The sequence below is a fragment of the Staphylococcus sp. HMSC36A10 genome (assembly GCF_001838845.1).
GTDB classification, from domain to species: domain Bacteria; phylum Bacillota; class Bacilli; order Staphylococcales; family Staphylococcaceae; genus Staphylococcus; species Staphylococcus aureus.
The window spans coordinates 225,735-243,927 of sequence record NZ_KV839122.1 but is presented as its reverse complement, the minus strand read 5'-3'; the positions used below and the strand labels follow the sequence as shown (position 1 = coordinate 243,927).

The following is an 18,193-nucleotide window of genomic DNA, read 5'->3' as shown; positions in this document are numbered from 1 at the left end:
TAATGAATTTCTTAATATAAAGGGAGACATATATGATGAAAGATTTACCAATTATTGCATTAGATTTTGAATCAAAAGAAAAAGTAAATCAATTTTTAGATTTATTTGATGAATCATTATTCGTAAAAGTAGGTATGGAACTTTTTTATCAAGAAGGTCCTCAATTAATTAATGAGATAAAAGAAAGAGGCCATGATGTATTTTTAGATTTAAAATTGCATGATATTCCTAATACAGTAGGTAAGGCGATGGAAGGACTAGCTAAATTGAATGTTGATCTGGTAAATGTTCATGCTGCTGGTGGCGTAAAAATGATGTCTGAGGCCATTAAAGGATTAAGAAAACATAATCAACATACAAAAATTATTGCAGTAACACAGCTTACGTCAACAACAGAAGACATGTTACGACACGAACAAAATATACAAACATCGATTGAAGAGGCCGTTTTAAATTATGCCAAGTTAGCAAATGCAGCTGGTTTAGATGGCGTTGTTTGTTCACCTCTTGAAAGTCGTATGTTGACTGAAAAGTTAGGTACATCATTTTTAAAAGTAACACCAGGTATTAGACCTAAAGGTGCATCTCAAGATGACCAACACCGTATTACGACACCGGAAGAAGCAAGACAGCTTGGTTCGACGCATATTGTAGTCGGTAGACCGATTACACAAAGTGACAATCCAGTCGAAAGTTATCATAAAATTAAAGAAAGTTGGTTAGTATAATGGCTAAAGAAATTGCAAAATCATTATTAGATATTGAAGCTGTAACATTATCACCAAATGATTTATATACATGGAGTTCAGGTATTAAATCACCGATTTACTGTGATAACCGTGTTACGTTAGGTTATCCTTTAGTTCGAGGCGCAATCCGCGATGGTTTAATTAACTTAATTAAAGAACACTTTCCTGAAGTAGAAGTTATTTCTGGTACTGCAACAGCTGGTATTCCACATGCAGCTTTTATTGCTGAAAAATTAAAATTACCAATGAATTATGTTCGTTCATCAAATAAGAGTCATGGTAAGCAAAATCAAATCGAAGGTGCTAAAAGTGAAGGTAAAAAAGTAGTTGTGATAGAAGATTTAATTTCGACAGGGGGATCTTCAGTCACAGCAGTTGAAGCCTTAAAACAAGCAGGTGCAGAAGTATTAGGTGTTGTAGCTATCTTTACTTACGGTTTGAAAAAAGCAGATGATACATTTAGCAATATTCAACTACCTTTTTACACTTTAAGTGATTACAATGAATTAATTGAAGTAGCTGAAAATGAAGGTAAAATTTCTAGTGAAGATATCCAAACATTAGTTGAATGGAGAGACAACTTAGCATAATATAGACACTAGAAGGAGGAATTCAACAAATGAATGACAAAACATCTAATGATTTATATGGGAAGATAAAACATTGTAACGAATTTATCAATCATTCAAATGATTCCAATCTATCTAGTAGTCACGATGTCGACGAAAGTTCAACGAAGCAAAAACATATAAAAAATAAAACAACTATAGATCATAATGATGATTTATTTAAACATGTAAAGGATATATTACGTAAACAAGGACAAATTTAAAAACAAAAAAGCTATAGTGTTTAATATCAGGGGCTGCTTAACCGCATCCGAATATTACAAACACTATAGCTTTTATTATATAAAAAATTTATTAGCGGATAATTAACTTTATTAAAATCCAACCAATTAAGAATACGAGTAATAGGACTAATACTGGAATCACATAATGTAACATAACGTCCCTCCTTTAACTTAATTTTAATTGTAATCAAATTTGACAATAAGTCAAAACATTAATACCTATGATAAGTATCATTTATTAACATATGTATCATATTTTTAATCTTGCGTAATTTTTATCGTTAACTATGTGATTTAATCAACAGGCCAATAAGACGTTTGTCATTCGTGCACATAACGGTATGACGCGCTTTTGTCATTTTAATTATGTTAAGATAATAGTAGTTATAGAAGTTCGACCTATAGGAGGCATAGCATGGATATTCCAAAAATCACGACATTTTTAATGTTTAATAACCAAGCTGAAGAAGCTGTTAAACTATACACAAGCTTATTTGAAGATAGTGAGATTATAACAATGGCTAAGTATGGTGAAAATGGACCTGGTGATCCCGGGACTGTACAACACTCAATATTTACATTAAATGGACAAGTATTCATGGCGATTGATGCTAATAGTGGCACAGAATTACCAATGAATCCTGCGATTTCATTATTTGTTACAGTAAAAGATACTATTGAAATGGAACGGCTATTTAATGGATTAAAAGATGAAGGTGCCATTTTAATGCCAAAAACGAATATGCCACCATACAGAGAGTTTGCTTGGGTTCAAGATAAGTTTGGAGTAAGTTTTCAATTAGCTTTACCTGAGTAAAAGGATTTGCACAGCGTTGAATGATAAAGAAACACTTTTTCTTATGCATGCGTTTTACCTATGTATTTCTATTTTAAGTACACATTAGCATTTTAGTTTCACTCATTTTTAAAATCACAAAGATAATTTGTAACTTAAATGATGATACGTTATTTAAAAACACGATACTTCGTTTCAATGAACGCATTAAATTAAAAATAAACACCTCGCAAAAGAAAGTAGTCCTTTCTTATGGTGAGGTGTTTATTTGTCGACAACTTGATTATGATTGTTTCATTTTTTGAATATGTTCATAATCAGGTGTAGCATACAAAGTTTTTTGATTGTCATATGTTACAAACCCAGGCTTTGCACCTGATGGTTTGTGCACATTTTTAATTAATGTGTAATCAACAGGTATTTGTCCAGAATTACCAGCTTTTGAAAAGTATCCTGCTAACATAGCCGCTTCCTTGATTGTCGTATCACTTGGTGCATCATTAAATATAACGACATGTGAACCAGGAATATCTTTTGTGTGTAACCATGTGTGAGTTTTTTTAGCTTTTTTATTTGTTAAATAATCATTTTGCTTGTTATTCTTGCCAACATATATATCGTCGCCATCAGTTGATACATAATGTTGTAATTGAATCTGCGCTTTCTTTTTCTTAGTTTGATTTTTACGCTGTTTCATAAAGCCTTGTTCTGCTAATTCATCTCTAATTTCATCAATGTCATGGACAGAAATATGATGTAATTGTTGTTCGATTGTTGAAAAATAATCTATATTGTCTTTCGTCAATTGAATTTGATGTTGTAATTCACGTTCTCTCGTTTTCATACGATTATATTGTTTATAATAATATTGAGCATTTGCTGATGGGGATTTTGTAGGATTTAAAGGAATGACAACTTCTTCATTCGTATAATAATTCAATGCCGTCACTTCTTTATCGCCTTGCTTAATTCGATATATATTAGCAGTGATCAATTCACCATATAACTGTTCAGTATCTTTATTTTTAGACTGCTCATATTCTTCAATCAACTTCGCTAATTTATTTTGATATTTGTGCAACTGCTGTTGAACAAATCGAACTAAATCATTCGCACGTTGTTTAACGCGTTCACGTTCGCCACGCGCGTCATAAAAACGATCAAGTAAATCATTTAATGAATCGTACGTAACTGTATCATCATTAAATTGATTTAACTTTATAAAATAGAAATCCTCTTTACCTGTTTCATGATTTTTATGAAAAATAGGAGTAGGTGGTAACTTGGTTTCTGCCATTACTTCGTCAAATGCTTCTGGTAATGTTGATGAAGTCATAAATTGACGACGACTAACGATTTCATTCGTAATTAAAGGGCTAAATCCTTCAAACTGATTCAATAATTGTTTAGCAATATTACCTGCGTTAAAATCGATATATTTCAACACCTCTGCACCTGTAATATCATACGGATTTATTTTGTGCTGAGTAGGTGGTGCTTCATAATTAAATCCTGGCATTACTGTACGATAGTGATTCGTATTTGGTGTTAAGTGTTTAAATCCTTCAATTATTTTGCGATTTTCATCTACTAAAATTAAGTTACTATGTTTACCCATAATCTCAAGGATGACAGTGCGGTAAATAGTATCGCCAATTTCATCTTTACTCTTTATATCGATTTCAATGCGACGATCATTACCAATTTGCTTAATCGATTCGATAATACCACCTTCTAAGTGTTTTCTAAAAACACGCGCAAACATGGGTGGATTAAATGGATTATCATATTTTTTAGTAGTCAATTGTAATCTTGAAAAGTTTGGATGGATTGACAATAACAATTGATGGTTTTGTCTATTTTGACGTACAACCATTAGTATCGTGTCATTATCAGGTTGATTGATTTTGTGAACGCGTCCTGTTGTTAAAAATTGTAGAGACTCAACCATTTTCTTTGTAAATAAGCCATCATAAGCCATAATTTATCTTCCACCTTCTTCATATCATTCGTTTCATTTTAACATGATTGTAACTTTTCGGTATAGTTATTGAACCATACATTATGCCATACATTTTACATTATCTAAAAGTTCGCAATTCAATTTATTTAATTAAAATTAATCGTGCAATATAACGATATTGTTAGACCTAATAGAAATTATGGCATGCAATTTCAAATATGCTATACAATATAAAGAACAATGTGATATCATATTTAAATAATAGAAGATTAGCTTAGAGAGGTCGTAAGGCATGGATAATGAAAAAGGATTGTTAATCGTTTTATCAGGACCATCTGGAGTAGGTAAAGGTACTGTTAGAAAACGAATATTTGAAGATCCAAGTACATCGTATAAGTATTCTATTTCAATGACAACACGTCAAATGCGTGAAGGTGAAGTTGATGGCGTAGATTACTTTTTTAAAACTAGGGATGCGTTTGAAGCTTTAATTAAAGATGACCAATTTATAGAATATGCTGAATATGTAGGCAACTATTATGGTACACCAGTTCAATATGTTAAAGATACAATGGACGAAGGTCATGATGTATTTTTAGAAATTGAAGTAGAAGGTGCAAAGCAAGTTAGAAAGAAATTTCCAGATGCGTTATTTATTTTCTTAGCACCTCCAAGTTTAGATCACTTGAGAGAGCGATTAGTAGGTAGAGGAACAGAATCCAATGAGAAAATACAAAGTCGTATTAACGAAGCGCGTAAAGAAGTTGAAATGATGAATTTATACGATTACGTTGTAGTTAATGATGAAGTAGAACTTGCGAAGAATAGAATTCAATGTATTGTAGAAGCTGAGCACTTAAAAAGAGAGCGCGTAGAAGCTAAGTATAGAAAAATGATTTTGGAGGCTAAAAAATAATGTTAAATCCACCATTAAACCAATTAACGTCACAAATTAAATCAAAGTATTTAATTGCAACAACTGCAGCGAAAAGAGCGCGTGAAATTGATGAACAACCTGAAACTGAATTATTAAGTGAATATCATTCATTTAAACCAGTTGGTAGAGCGTTAGAAGAAATTGCTGACGGTAAAATTCGCCCTGTTATTTCAAGTGATTATTATGGTAAAGAATAGTTTCGGCCATTAAAAATATGTGAAGCTAGACGTACATCAAATACGTCAAGGGATATCCAAATCAAACGCACCTATGTAGGTGTGTTTTTTTAGTTTATCCAATGATTGATGTTATAATAATACTAAATTTGTATCTATAAAAAAGTAATGAGCATTTGTGCGCATATGATGATGTAAAGCGTAAATGTCATAGTGATATTTAAGGGAGATTGAATATGAAGAAAATATTATTAGCCGTTACAGGTGGCATTGCGGCATATAAAGCGATTGATTTGACAAGTAAGTTAACACAATCTGGGTATGAAGTTCGCGTTATGTTAACGAATCACGCACAAAAATTTGTGACACCATTAGCATTTCAAGCAATAAGTCGAAATGCTGTTTATACAGATACTTTTATAGAAGAAAATCCTTCAGAAATACAGCATATTGCATTAGGTGATTGGGCAGATGCAATCATTGTTGCACCTGCAACGGCAAATACAATTGCAAAATTGAGTGTAGGTATTGCTGATGATTTGGTGACATCAACGTTGCTAGCAACAGAGACACCGAAATTTATTGCGCCTGCTATGAATGTGCATATGTATGAAAATAAACGTACGCAGCAAAATATTAATATTTTAAAAGAAGATGGGTATCATTTTATCGAACCAGGAAGCGGATTTCTAGCATGTGGTTATGTTGCTAAAGGACGTATGGAAGAACCGCTTCAAATCGTTTCTGTTATTGATGCTCATTTTCAAAATAGTAATCGTTTAGCTAATAGTTCATTTCAAGATAAACGCGCATTGGTTACAGCAGGACCAACTATTGAAGTTATCGATCCAGTCAGATTTGTATCCAATCGTTCTTCTGGAAAAATGGGTTATGCAATAGCTGAAGCATTGCGAAATCGAGGAGCTATCGTGACGTTAGTTGCTGGTCCTACAACACTAGAGGATCCAAAAGATATTGAAGTTATTCATGTTCAAAGTGCTGAAGAAATGTTTGAACAAGTGACAAGCCGATTTGACGAACAAGATATTGTTGTAAAAGCAGCAGCCGTATCTGACTATACACCGGTTGATGTATTAGAACATAAGATGAAAAAGCAGGATGGTGATTTGTCAGTATCTTTTAAACGTACTAAAGACATTCTTAAATATTTAGGTGAACATAAAACATCACAGTATTTAATAGGCTTTGCAGCAGAGACTGAAGATATTGAAAATTATGCACAACAAAAATTACGCAAGAAAAATGCAGATGTGATTATTTCAAATAATGTTGGGGATATGTCTATCGGATTTAGTTCTGATGATAATGAATTGACAATGCATTTTAAAAATAATGAAAAAGTAAATATCAAGAAAGGAAAAAAAGTAGTATTAGCTGCACAAATTTTAGATGAACTAGAAACTAGGTGGCAATAATGATAGCGAAAGTCATAGTCGATGTCGCGTCGAAGAGCGTTGACTATAAATTTGATTATATAATTCCCGAACAACTCGAATCTGTCATCCAACCTGGTGTGCGTGTAATTGTACCTTTTGGACCAAGAACGATTCAAGGTTATGTAATGGAAGTAACAGCAGAACCTGATGCACAACTTGACGTTTCGAAGTTAAAAAAAATCATAGAAGTGAAAGATATACAACCTGAATTAACATCAGAATTAATAGCTTTAAGTGAGTGGATGGGTTCAACTCATGTCATTAAACGTATTTCTATGCTAGAAGTGATGCTTCCGAGTGCTATTAAAGCGAAGTATAAAAAAGCATTTAAGATGAAAGATGACATAGAGCTACCTTCAGCTTTATTACAAAAATTTGATAAGCATGGTTACTATTATTATAAAGATGCGCAAAAAAATAATGATATTCAATTGCTTATGAAGTTGTTAAAAGATGATATCGTTGAAGAAAAAACGATTCTCACACAAAATATAACTAAAAAAACCAAGCGTGCTGTTCGTGTCATTGAAGGGTATCATCCTGATGAAGTATTAGCTAAGTTGGAGAAAGTTATTAAACAATACGATTTGTATGCTTACTTGTCTGAAGAACAACATAAAACAATATTTTTAACTGATATTGAGGATATGGGCTTTTCAAAATCCAGTTTAGATGGACTTATCAAAAAAGGTTATGTTGAAAAATATGACGCGGTTGTTGAAAGAGACCCATTTAAAGATAGTGTTTTCGAACAAGAATCAAAACAGCAATTAACAGAAGACCAATATAAAGCATATGAAGCGATTAAAGCTAAAATTGTAAGCCAAGAGCAAGAAACATTTTTACTTCATGGTGTGACGGGATCAGGTAAAACAGAAGTATATTTACAAACGATAGAAGATGTTTTAAGCCAAGGAAAACAGGCGATGATGTTAGTTCCTGAAATCGCTCTAACACCGCAAATGGTTTTACGCTTCAAACGTCGATTTGGTGATGACGTTGCTGTATTACATTCTGGCTTATCTAATGGGGAACGTTATGATGAGTGGCAAAAAATTAGGGATGGTCGTGCGAGAGTAAGTGTTGGTGCAAGGTCAAGTGTGTTCGCACCTTTCAAAAATTTAGGGTTAATCATCATTGATGAAGAACATGAATCTACATATAAACAAGAAGATTATCCGAGATATCACGCTAGAGAAATTGCCCAATGGCGAAGTGAATATCATCACTGTCCAGTCATTTTAGGAAGTGCAACACCATGTCTTGAAAGTTATGCACGAGCTGAAAAAGGCGTTTATCATTTGCTATCATTACCAAACAGAGTGAACCAACAAGCTTTACCTGAAATTGATATAGTAGACATGCGTGAAGAATTGAGTGAAGGTAATCGGTCAATGTTTTCAAAAGATTTACGTGAAGCCATACAATTAAGATTAGATCGACAGGAACAAGTTGTTTTATTTTTAAATCGACGTGGTTATGCATCGTTTATGTTATGTCGGGATTGTGGATATGTACCGCAATGTCCAAACTGTGATATTTCATTAACGTATCATAAAACGACAGACTTATTAAAATGTCACTATTGTGGTTACCAAGAGACGCCACCGAATCAATGTCCAAATTGTGAGAGTGAACACATTCGACAAGTAGGTACTGGTACTCAGAAAGTTGAAGAACTATTGCAACAAGAATTTGAAGATGCGCGCATAATTAGGATGGATGTAGATACAACCTCAAAGAAAGGTGCACATGAAAAGTTATTGACTGAATTCGAAAAAGGTAACGGTGACATTTTACTAGGTACTCAGATGATTGCGAAAGGATTAGATTATCCAAATATTACTTTAGTTGGTGTGCTGAATGCAGATACAATGTTAAATTTACCTGATTTTCGGGCGAGCGAACGTACTTATCAACTATTAACGCAAGTGGCTGGTAGAGCTGGTCGTCATGAAAAGGCAGGTCAAGTCATCATTCAAACGTATAATCCAGACCATTATTCAATATTGGATGTTCAAAAAAATGATTATTTAACATTTTATCGTCAGGAAATGGAATATCGTAAATTAGGAAAGTATCCACCGTATTATTATTTGATTAATTTCACAATCTCACATAAAGAAATGAAGAAGGTTATGGAAGCATCGCAACATGTTCATAAAATTTTATTACAGCATTTAACAGAAAAAGCGCTTGTACTAGGCCCATCTCCGGCAGCACTTGCGAGAATCAACAATGAATTTAGATTCCAAATTTTAGTGAAATATAAAAGTGAACCTGGATTATTAAAAGCCATTCAATTTTTAGATGACTATTACCATGAAAAATTTATAAAAGAAAAATTAGCATTGAAGATTGATATTGATCCACAGATGATGATGTAATTTTTTGACTAAAACACTTTAATATCAATGTTTCCTAAGAGTATGAAAGGTCTTGTTTTTACTTTAAGTACAGAAAAAGGGCAGAATATACAACTGTTAACTATTTAAATTAGCAGTTTATATTCTGTCTTTTTATATGGCTTTATAACTTACGTGATTTTGGTTTGATAAGGAATTTATTAGTATTTTCATTTACGAATTCTGATTTTAATGCAAGCGCCATACTTACTGATGAATAAAAGTACTAATGATTAAACAAACTATTTTTAAATGGCAAATTGAAATAGTGCAAATTTTACACTTATAAATTAATGGCTATAAACTATTTTATATCTATCTATGTTTTAACTACTTAAATTATTAGACAAAACAATTTTCTTAAATTATCAATTAAAGTATTTAAAAATATTGATGGTTAATGTAAAATATCAATATAAATAAGTTTTTTAAATTTATGTATGTTTATTTGATTCAAACAAAATAACTTAAGAGGAGAAAGTTTATGAAAAAGACACTGGGATGTTTACTTTTAATTATGCTTTTAGTCGTAGCAGGTTGTTCTTTTGGTGGGAATCATAAATTATCATCAAAGAAATCAGAAGAATCAAAACAAGAAACTGTAAAAAAAGAATCGGAAGAAGAGAAAGATCCAGATTTAGAGAAATATGAAGAAATAGAGAAGAAAATGAAAGGAATTAAAGATGCGCCATCTCTTGATAAGTTGGATCCATTAATGACAGAAAAGTCGTTTACGAATAGTAAAGGGATTCAAGGATGGAAAGATTACAAAGAATTAATGGGTAAAGTGGAACTTGCAGATTATAGATTTACTAAAGATTCAAAAGGATCTTCAATAAAAGATGTTGATGCATTCTTTAAAGGTAAGAAAGGTATAAAAAGGAAAGTGATTGAAACACACGATGATGTAAAACAAGTTGATTATTGGTATGTAGATCCAGATGGAAAGAAAATTGGCAATTCAAACACACCTGTTTTTTACGCAGAAATTATGACAAAATATAAAGATGGAAAGTTAGTTTATGCATCAGTCGAACCAGGATCTTACGTAATACATAAAGATGATGCAATTAAATATGACGATTATTCTAAGTTAAAAAAATTAAGTCAGCTAACTAAACTTGATCATCCAAAACCAGTTCCATATAGCGTAGCTCAAATCAAATCTTTCGGAGTACCTTTAACAAGCGTTTCATTTATGACACATGGATCAAAGGATACTAAAGATGAAGTGTTGCCGGCATTGGCCTATTTCACTTTTTCACCAAAAAATTATGAAGACAAGTCTAATCCAGATCCAAAAGTTTTAAATTTAGTACATATGGATTTCTTAAATGCATCTAGTGATTTTGGTAACGCACATTTTGTTGTTTTAAGTAAATATATTAAAGAGTATGAATCAAACTATGAAACAGCGTCAGATGATTCTTTAAAATAGTATTTACTGTGTGAAAAATAAATAGTGTACTACATTAAATAATCGCAATAATAATCCCGATAAACAATCAGCATTACTGCTTATCATATAGAGTTCGTAATAACTATAACTCTATGATTCGCAAATAATAAATGATTGTCATCGGGATTTATTTTTATCAATTTATAAAGTGACATTACCTTGTTCATCAGCAGGTTTGAAAACAGTAATCACTGCACTAATAATTGCTAAAATGTGTGGGATACCTGTCCAACAGAATATTAAGTGTAGAATACCTTGCATATTCTTGCCGGCATAAAATTTATGAATACCAAAACTACCTAAGAACAATGCTAATAAAATATAAATAACTTTGTTTACTTGCATTTCTTTCCCTCCAGTTGAATTGCTTATAATGACATTAGCTTCTCTTTTTATTATACCCACTTTTAGTTCAAACATTCTAGTTTAAGCATTCCCAATCATCTAAATTTCAGTTATTCAATCCTTACAATAAATTTAGGATTACACTTCAGTTGCATTGTATTATTTTACGTGTGAAATATACGTAATGAATCACATGACAATCTTTAAATTGAAAAATATACATTCTATGATGTAAGGTCGCATTTTTAATATATTTACGTTATAATGGTTTGATGAATTTTATTGAGGAGTAAGAGCTATGGCGATTAAAAAGTTAGTACCAGCATCGCATCCTATTTTAACGAAAAAAGCGCAAGCAGTTATAAAATTTGATGATTCGTTAAAAAGATTATTACAAGATTTAGAAGATACAATGTATGCACAAGAAGCAGCTGGCTTATGTGCACCTCAAATTAATCAGTCATTGCAAGTGGCAATCATTGATATGGAAATGGAAGGATTATTACAACTTGTTAATCCGAAAATTATTAGTCAATCAAATGAAACGATAACAGACTTAGAAGGTTCAATTACATTGCCAGATGTTTACGGCGAAGTGACAAGAAGTAAAATGATAGTTGTCGAAAGTTATGACGTCAATGGGAACAAAGTTGAACTAACTGCACATGAAGATGTAGCAAGAATGATTTTGCATATTATAGATCAAATGAACGGTATCCCTTTTACAGAACGTGCGGACCGTATTTTAACAGATAAAGAAGTGGAGGCATATTTTATAAATGACTAAAATAATATTTATGGGTACACCAGACTTTTCAACAACTGTTTTAGAAATGCTTATTGCAGAACATGATGTCATTGCAGTCGTAACGCAACCAGATCGACCTGTTGGACGTAAACGTGTTATGACACCACCACCAGTTAAAAAAGTTGCAATGAAATATGATTTACCTGTATATCAGCCTGAAAAATTAAGTGGATCAGAAGAATTAGAACAATTGCTTCAATTAGATGTAGATTTAATTGTAACTGCTGCTTTTGGACAATTATTACCTGAATCATTGTTGGCATTACCAAAACTTGGGGCAATTAATGTACATGCATCATTGTTACCGAAGTATAGAGGTGGTGCACCAATTCATCAGGCAATTATCGATGGTGAACAAGAAACCGGCATAACAATTATGTATATGGTTAAAAAATTAGATGCGGGTAATATTATTTCGCAACAAGCAATTAAAATAGAAGAAAATGATAATGTCGGTACGATGCATGATAAATTAAGTGTATTAGGGGCAGATTTATTAAAAGAAACTTTACCATCTATTATAGAGGGCACAAATGAAAGTGTACCTCAAGATGATACGCAAGCAACATTTGCTTCCAATATTCGACGCGAAGATGAGCGAATTAACTGGAATAAACCAGGAAGACAAGTGTTTAATCAAATTCGTGGATTATCACCATGGCCAGTTGCTTATACAACTATGGATGACACTAACTTGAAAATATACGATGCTGAACTCGTTGAGACTAATAAGATAAACGAGCCTGGAACCATTATAGAAACGACTAAAAAAGCCATTATTGTTGCTACAAATGATAATGAAGCTGTTGCAATTAAAGATATGCAATTAGCTGGGAAAAAGAGAATGTTAGCTGCCAATTATTTAAGTGGTGCGCAAAACACACTAGTAGGGAAGAAACTTATATGATAGAAAACGTGAGAAGTCTTGCTTTTGACACGATTCAAGATATATTAAATGAAGGTGCGTATAGTAACTTGCGTATCAATGAAGTGTTGTCAGAAAATGAATTAAATGCAATGGATAAGGCTTTATTTACAGAAATTGTCTACGGAACCGTTAAAAGAAAATTTACGTTAGATTTTTATTTAAAGCCTTTTGTGAAAACAAAAATTAAGGCATGGGTTAGGCAATTATTATGGATGAGTATTTATCAATATGTTTATTTAGATAAAGTTCCAAATCACGCCATCATTAATGAAGCAGTTGAAATAGCAAAAGAACGCGGTGGCTATCATAATGGTAATGTCGTAAATGGTATTTTACGTACAATGATGCGTAGTGACTTACCTGATTTTAATGAAATTGCAGATCCTAAAAAAAGAATGGCAATCGAGTATAGTATGCCGAAGTGGATTATAGATCATTGGGCAACACATTATGGTCTCGAAAAAACTGAAACAATTTTACAGTCATTTTTAGAAACGACATCAACAACTGTGCGTGCCAACCTGACGCGAGCATCATTAGATGATATTATTGAAAAGTTGCAAGACGAAGGTTATGACGTTGAAAAAGATCATGACTTACCTTATTGTCTCCATATAGGAGGACAACCAATTATTCATTCTCGTTCATTTAAAGATGGATTCGTTTCAATTCAAGATAAAAGCTCAATGTTTGTTGCACACATTATGAATGTAGACCGACATGATAACGTATTAGATGCATGTAGTGCACCTGGCGGTAAAGCTTGTCACATTGCTGAAGTTTTAATGCCAGAAGGGCAAGTTGACGCTTCAGATATACATGATCACAAAATAGACTTAATTAATTTTAATATAAAAAAATTACGATTAACAAATATTAAAGCTTTTCAACATGATGCGACAAAACCTTATGATAAAACATACGATAAGATACTTGTTGATGCACCATGTAGCGGATTAGGTGTAATGAGACATAAGCCGGAGATTAAGTATACTCAAAGCAAACAACATATTGAGTCACTAGTTGAATTACAGCTTGAAATATTGGAAAATGTAAAAAACAATGTAAAAATAGGTGGCGAAATCATCTATTCAACATGTACAATTGAGCAACTAGAAAATGAAAACGTGATTTATACGTTTTTGAAAAATAATAAAAACTTCGAATTTGAACCGTTTCAACATCCGATAACTGGAGAGTTGGTCAAAACGTTACAAATCATGCCGCAAGACTTTAATTCAGATGGATTCTTTATCACTAAGATAAAAAGAAAGGACAATTAGGAATGATAACTGCTGAAAAGAAAAAGAAGAATAAATTTCTTCCAAATTTTGACAAGCAATCAATATATTCATTGCGATTTGACGAAATGCAAAACTGGCTCGTTGAACAAGGTCAACAAAAATTTCGAGCGAAACAGATTTTTGAATGGTTATATCAAAAAAGAGTAGATTCGATTGATGAAATGACGAACTTATCGAAAGACTTACGACAGCTTTTAAAAGATAACTTTACTGTTACAACTTTAACAACTGTAGTAAAACAAGAAAGTAAAGACGGTACAATTAAATTCTTATTTGAATTACAAGATGGCTATACAATTGAAACTGTTTTAATGAGACATGATTATGGAAATTCAGTATGTGTAACGACACAAGTAGGTTGTCGTATCGGATGTACGTTTTGTGCTTCTACACTTGGCGGCTTAAAAAGAAACCTTGAAGCTGGCGAAATTGTTTCACAAGTTTTAACAGTTCAAAAAGCCCTTGATGTTACAGAAGAGCGCGTATCTCAAATTGTCATAATGGGTATCGGTGAACCATTTGAAAATTATGATGAAATGATGGACTTTTTAAGAATCGTCAATGATGATAATAGTTTAAATATTGGTGCACGTCACATTACAGTATCAACATCAGGTATCATTCCTAGAATATATGACTTTGCGGATGAAGATATTCAAATTAATTTTGCTGTAAGCTTACACGCCGCAAAAGATGAAGTGCGATCACGCTTGATGCCAATTAACCGTGCATATAATGTTGAGAAGTTAATCGAAGCAATTCAATATTATCAAGAAAAAACAAATCGTCGTGTTACTTTTGAATATGGTCTGTTTGGTGGTGTGAATGACCAACTAGAACATGCAAGAGAATTAGCACATTTAATAAAAGGCTTAAACTGCCATGTTAACTTAATTCCTGTCAACCATGTTCCAGAAAGAAATTATGTGAAAACGGCTAAAAATGATATCTTTAAATTTGAAAAAGAATTAAAGAGACTAGGAATTAATGCCACAATACGTCGTGAACAAGGTTCGGATATTGACGCAGCTTGTGGTCAATTAAGAGCAAAGGAACGACAAGTAGAAACGAGGTAAAGACAAATGCTAGAGGCACAATTTTTTACTGATACTGGACAACATAGAGATAAGAATGAAGATGCGGGTGGTATTTTTTATAATCAAACTAATCAACAACTTTTAGTTCTGTGTGATGGTATGGGTGGCCATAAAGCAGGAGAAGTTGCAAGTAAATTTGTTACAGATGAGTTGAAATCCCGTTTTGAAGCGGAAAATCTTATAGAACAACATCAAGCTGAAAATTGGTTGCGTAATAATATAAAAGATATAAATTTTCAGTTATATCACTATGCACAAGAAAATGCAGAATATAAAGGTATGGGTACAACATGTGTTTGTGCACTTGTTTTTGAAAAATCAGTTGTGATAGCAAATGTCGGTGATTCTAGAGCCTATGTTATTAATAGTCGACAAATTGATCAAATTACTAGTGATCACTCATTTGTTAATCATCTTGTTTTAACGGGTCAAATTACGCCGGAAGAAGCATTTACACATCCACAACGTAATATTATTACGAAGGTGATGGGCACAGATAAACGTGTGAGTCCAGATTTGTTTATTAAGCGATTAAATTTTTATGATTATTTATTATTAAATTCAGATGGATTAACTGATTATGTTAAAGACAATGAAATTAAGCGTTTGTTAGTAAAAGAAGGTACAATAGAAGATCATGGTGATCAATTAATGCAATTGGCATTAGATAACCATTCGAAAGATAACGTTACTTTCATACTCGCGGCTATTGAAGGTGATAAAGTATGATAGGTAAAATAATAAATGAACGATATAAAATTGTAGATAAGCTTGGCGGCGGTGGCATGAGTACCGTTTATCTTGCTGAAGATACGATACTTAACATTAAAGTTGCAATTAAGGCGATTTTTATACCACCTAGAGAAAAAGAAGAAACATTAAAACGTTTTGAACGAGAAGTACATAACTCATCACAGCTATCACATCAAAATATAGTAAGTATGATCGATGTTGATGAAGAAGATGACTGTTACTACTTAGTAATGGAATATATTGAAGGTCCGACTTTGTCTGAGTATATTGAAAGTCATGGGCCATTAAGTGTTGACACGGCGATTAATTTTACGAATCAAATATTGGATGGTATTAAACATGCGCATGATATGCGTATTGTACATAGAGATATTAAGCCACAAAATATATTAATTGACAGCAATAAAACGTTGAAAATATTTGATTTTGGAATTGCTAAAGCTTTAAGTGAGACGTCTTTAACTCAGACTAATCATGTGTTAGGTACTGTGCAGTACTTTTCGCCAGAACAAGCAAAAGGTGAGGCAACGGATGAATGTACAGATATTTATTCTATAGGTATTGTGTTATATGAAATGCTTGTTGGTGAACCACCCTTTAATGGAGAAACTGCAGTTAGCATTGCGATTAAACATATTCAGGATTCTGTGCCAAATGTGACAACAGATGTACGTAAGGATATTCCGCAATCTTTAAGTAATGTCATTTTACGCGCTACAGAAAAAGACAAAGCGAATCGTTACAAAACAATTCAAGAAATGAAAGATGATTTGAGTAGTGTTTTACATGAAAATCGAGCGAATGAAGATGTCTATGAACTCGATAAAATGAAAACGATAGCGGTACCTTTGAAAAAAGAAGATCTAGCAAAGCATATTAGTGAACATAAGTCGAATCAACCTAAACGTGAAACGACGCAAGTACCTATTGTAAATGGGCCTGCTCATCATCAGCAATTCCAAAAGCCAGAAGGTACGGTTTACGAACCAAAACCTAAAAAGAAATCAACACGAAAGATTGTGCTCTTATCACTAATCTTTTCGTTGTTAATGATTGCACTTGTTTCTTTTGTGGCAATGGCAATGTTTGGTAATAAATACGAAGAGACACCTGATGTAATCGGGAAATCTGTAAAAGAAGCAGAGCAAATATTCAATAAAAACAACCTGAAATTGGGTAAAATTTCTAGAAGTTATAGTGATAAATATCCTGAAAATGAAATTATTAAGACAACTCCTAATACAGGTGAACGTGTTGAACGTGGTGACAGTGTTGATGTTGTTATATCAAAAGGCCCTGAAAAGGTTAAAATGCCAAATGTCATTGGTTTACCTAAGGAGGAAGCCTTGCAGAAATTAAAATCGTTAGGTCTTAAAGATGTTACGATTGAAAAAGTATATAATAATCAAGCGCCAAAAGGATACATTGCAAATCAAAGTGTAACCGCAAATACTGAAATCGCTATTCATGATTCTAATATTAAACTATATGAATCTTTAGGCATTAAGCAAGTTTATGTAGAAGACTTTGAGCATAAATCCTTTAGCAAAGCTAAAAAAGCCTTAGAAGAAAAAGGGTTTAAAGTTGAAAGTAAGGAAGAGTATAGTGACGATATTGATGAGGGTGATGTGATTTCTCAATCTCCTAAAGGAAAATCAGTAGATGAGGGGTCAACGATTTCATTTGTTGTTTCTAAAGGTAAAAAAAGTGACTCATCAGATGTCAAAACGACAACTGAATCGGTAGATGTACCATACACTGGTAAAAATGATAAGTCACAAAAAGTTAAAGTTTATATTAAAGATAAAGATAATGACGGTTCAACTGAAAAAGGTAGTTTCGACATTACTAGTGATCAACGTATAGACATTCCTTTAAGAATTGAAAAAGGAAAAACAGCAAGTTATATTGTTAAAGTTGACGGTAAAACTGTAGCTGAAAAAGAAGTCAGCTATGATGATGTATAAATATAATTGAAGTAAATGTACCGAGGTTTCTATTTGGAAGTCTCGGTATTTTTATGTTGAGATTGCGGTAGTTTTAAAATGCTTCATGTCATCATATACAGGTGAGCATTGTCTATCAATTCTGTATCACTCTCACAATATTTATATCATTTGAAATGATCATTTATATATTAATTTTCCAGTCTTTGATATAATA

General features: G+C 32.5%; 17 protein-coding genes. 15 read left to right on the top strand and 2 right to left on the bottom strand.

Annotated elements, in window-relative coordinates:
- The first annotated feature begins 35 nt into the window (after positions 1-35).
- The 4 genes from pyrF to HMPREF3247_RS10265 all read left to right on the top strand — a co-directional run bounded on the left by pyrF (position 36) and on the right by HMPREF3247_RS10265 (position 2,419).
- Positions 36-728, top strand: a complete 693-nt coding sequence (pyrF, locus tag HMPREF3247_RS10280; RefSeq protein ID WP_000654067.1) for an orotidine-5'-phosphate decarboxylase — start codon at positions 36-38, stop codon at positions 726-728.
- Positions 728-1,339: an orotate phosphoribosyltransferase gene (pyrE, locus tag HMPREF3247_RS10275; protein ID WP_001040248.1), complete on the top strand. Its 612-nt coding sequence runs from the start codon at positions 728-730 to the stop codon at positions 1,337-1,339. The genes pyrF and pyrE overlap by 1 nt, the downstream gene beginning before the upstream one ends.
- Before the next feature lie 29 nt (positions 1,340-1,368).
- A complete protein-coding gene (locus HMPREF3247_RS10270; RefSeq protein WP_000998557.1) occupies positions 1,369-1,581 on the top strand; it encodes a hypothetical protein in 213 nt (70 codons plus the stop codon).
- A gap of 436 nt (positions 1,582-2,017) precedes the next feature.
- On the top strand, positions 2,018-2,419 hold the full coding sequence (locus HMPREF3247_RS10265) for a VOC family protein (RefSeq protein WP_000354184.1): 402 nt from the start codon (positions 2,018-2,020) through the stop codon (positions 2,417-2,419).
- A 262-nt stretch (positions 2,420-2,681) separates the two neighbouring features.
- On the opposite strand, the gene HMPREF3247_RS10260 is transcribed toward HMPREF3247_RS10265, so the two are convergent.
- Positions 2,682-4,379: an Rqc2 family fibronectin-binding protein gene (locus tag HMPREF3247_RS10260; protein ID WP_000312767.1), complete on the bottom strand. Its 1,698-nt coding sequence runs from the start codon at positions 4,377-4,379 to the stop codon at positions 2,682-2,684.
- A 274-nt stretch (positions 4,380-4,653) separates the two neighbouring features.
- Between HMPREF3247_RS10260 and gmk the strand changes: the two genes are divergently transcribed.
- The 5 genes from gmk (at position 4,654) to HMPREF3247_RS10235 (ending at position 10,774) form a co-directional block, all read left to right on the top strand.
- Positions 4,654-5,277: a guanylate kinase gene (gene gmk, locus HMPREF3247_RS10255; protein WP_000368226.1), complete on the top strand. Its 624-nt coding sequence runs from the start codon at positions 4,654-4,656 to the stop codon at positions 5,275-5,277.
- On the top strand, positions 5,277-5,495 hold the full coding sequence (gene rpoZ / locus HMPREF3247_RS10250) for a DNA-directed RNA polymerase subunit omega (RefSeq protein WP_000933956.1): 219 nt from the start codon (positions 5,277-5,279) through the stop codon (positions 5,493-5,495). The genes gmk and rpoZ overlap by 1 nt, the downstream gene beginning before the upstream one ends.
- Positions 5,496-5,710: 215 nt before the next feature.
- Positions 5,711-6,910: a bifunctional phosphopantothenoylcysteine decarboxylase/phosphopantothenate--cysteine ligase CoaBC gene (gene coaBC, locus HMPREF3247_RS10245; protein ID WP_000722165.1), complete on the top strand. Its 1,200-nt coding sequence runs from the start codon at positions 5,711-5,713 to the stop codon at positions 6,908-6,910.
- Positions 6,910-9,318, top strand: coding sequence for a primosomal protein N' (priA, locus tag HMPREF3247_RS10240; RefSeq protein ID WP_000560846.1), 2,409 nt, complete (start codon positions 6,910-6,912; stop codon positions 9,316-9,318). Before coaBC ends, priA begins: the two co-directional genes overlap by 1 nt.
- Positions 9,319-9,820: 502 nt before the next feature.
- Positions 9,821-10,774, top strand: coding sequence for a hypothetical protein (locus HMPREF3247_RS10235; protein ID WP_000751704.1), 954 nt, complete (start codon positions 9,821-9,823; stop codon positions 10,772-10,774).
- A gap of 162 nt (positions 10,775-10,936) precedes the next feature.
- Here HMPREF3247_RS10235 and HMPREF3247_RS10230 read toward each other — a convergent pair whose 3' ends face one another.
- Complete coding sequence (locus tag HMPREF3247_RS10230) at positions 10,937-11,140, bottom strand: TM2 domain-containing protein (protein WP_001198024.1); 204 nt, start codon at positions 11,138-11,140, stop codon at positions 10,937-10,939.
- A 298-nt stretch (positions 11,141-11,438) separates the two neighbouring features.
- Here HMPREF3247_RS10230 and HMPREF3247_RS10225 point away from each other — a divergent pair, with 298 nt between their 5' ends.
- The 6 genes from HMPREF3247_RS10225 to pknB are packed head-to-tail and all read left to right on the top strand — an operon-like array spanning position 11,439 to position 17,997.
- Complete coding sequence (locus HMPREF3247_RS10225) at positions 11,439-11,927, top strand: peptide deformylase (RefSeq protein ID WP_000985287.1); 489 nt, start codon at positions 11,439-11,441, stop codon at positions 11,925-11,927.
- Positions 11,920-12,855 carry a methionyl-tRNA formyltransferase gene (fmt, locus tag HMPREF3247_RS10220; protein ID WP_000161286.1) on the top strand — a complete coding sequence of 312 codons (936 nt, stop codon included), beginning with the start codon at positions 11,920-11,922 and terminating at the stop codon, positions 12,853-12,855. Before HMPREF3247_RS10225 ends, fmt begins: the two co-directional genes overlap by 8 nt.
- A complete protein-coding gene (gene rsmB, locus HMPREF3247_RS10215; RefSeq protein ID WP_000572224.1) occupies positions 12,852-14,159 on the top strand; it encodes a 16S rRNA (cytosine(967)-C(5))-methyltransferase RsmB in 1,308 nt (435 codons plus the stop codon). The genes fmt and rsmB overlap by 4 nt, the downstream gene beginning before the upstream one ends.
- Before the next feature lie 2 nt (positions 14,160-14,161).
- Positions 14,162-15,256: a dual-specificity RNA methyltransferase RlmN gene (gene rlmN, locus HMPREF3247_RS10210; RefSeq protein ID WP_000626903.1), complete on the top strand. Its 1,095-nt coding sequence runs from the start codon at positions 14,162-14,164 to the stop codon at positions 15,254-15,256.
- A 6-nt stretch (positions 15,257-15,262) separates the two neighbouring features.
- Positions 15,263-16,006, top strand: coding sequence for a protein-serine/threonine phosphatase Stp1 (locus HMPREF3247_RS10205; RefSeq protein ID WP_000888493.1), 744 nt, complete (start codon positions 15,263-15,265; stop codon positions 16,004-16,006).
- Complete coding sequence (gene pknB / locus HMPREF3247_RS10200) at positions 16,003-17,997, top strand: serine/threonine protein kinase Stk1 (protein WP_000579564.1); 1,995 nt, start codon at positions 16,003-16,005, stop codon at positions 17,995-17,997. Before HMPREF3247_RS10205 ends, pknB begins: the two co-directional genes overlap by 4 nt.
- The last annotated feature ends 196 nt before the right edge of the window (positions 17,998-18,193 follow it).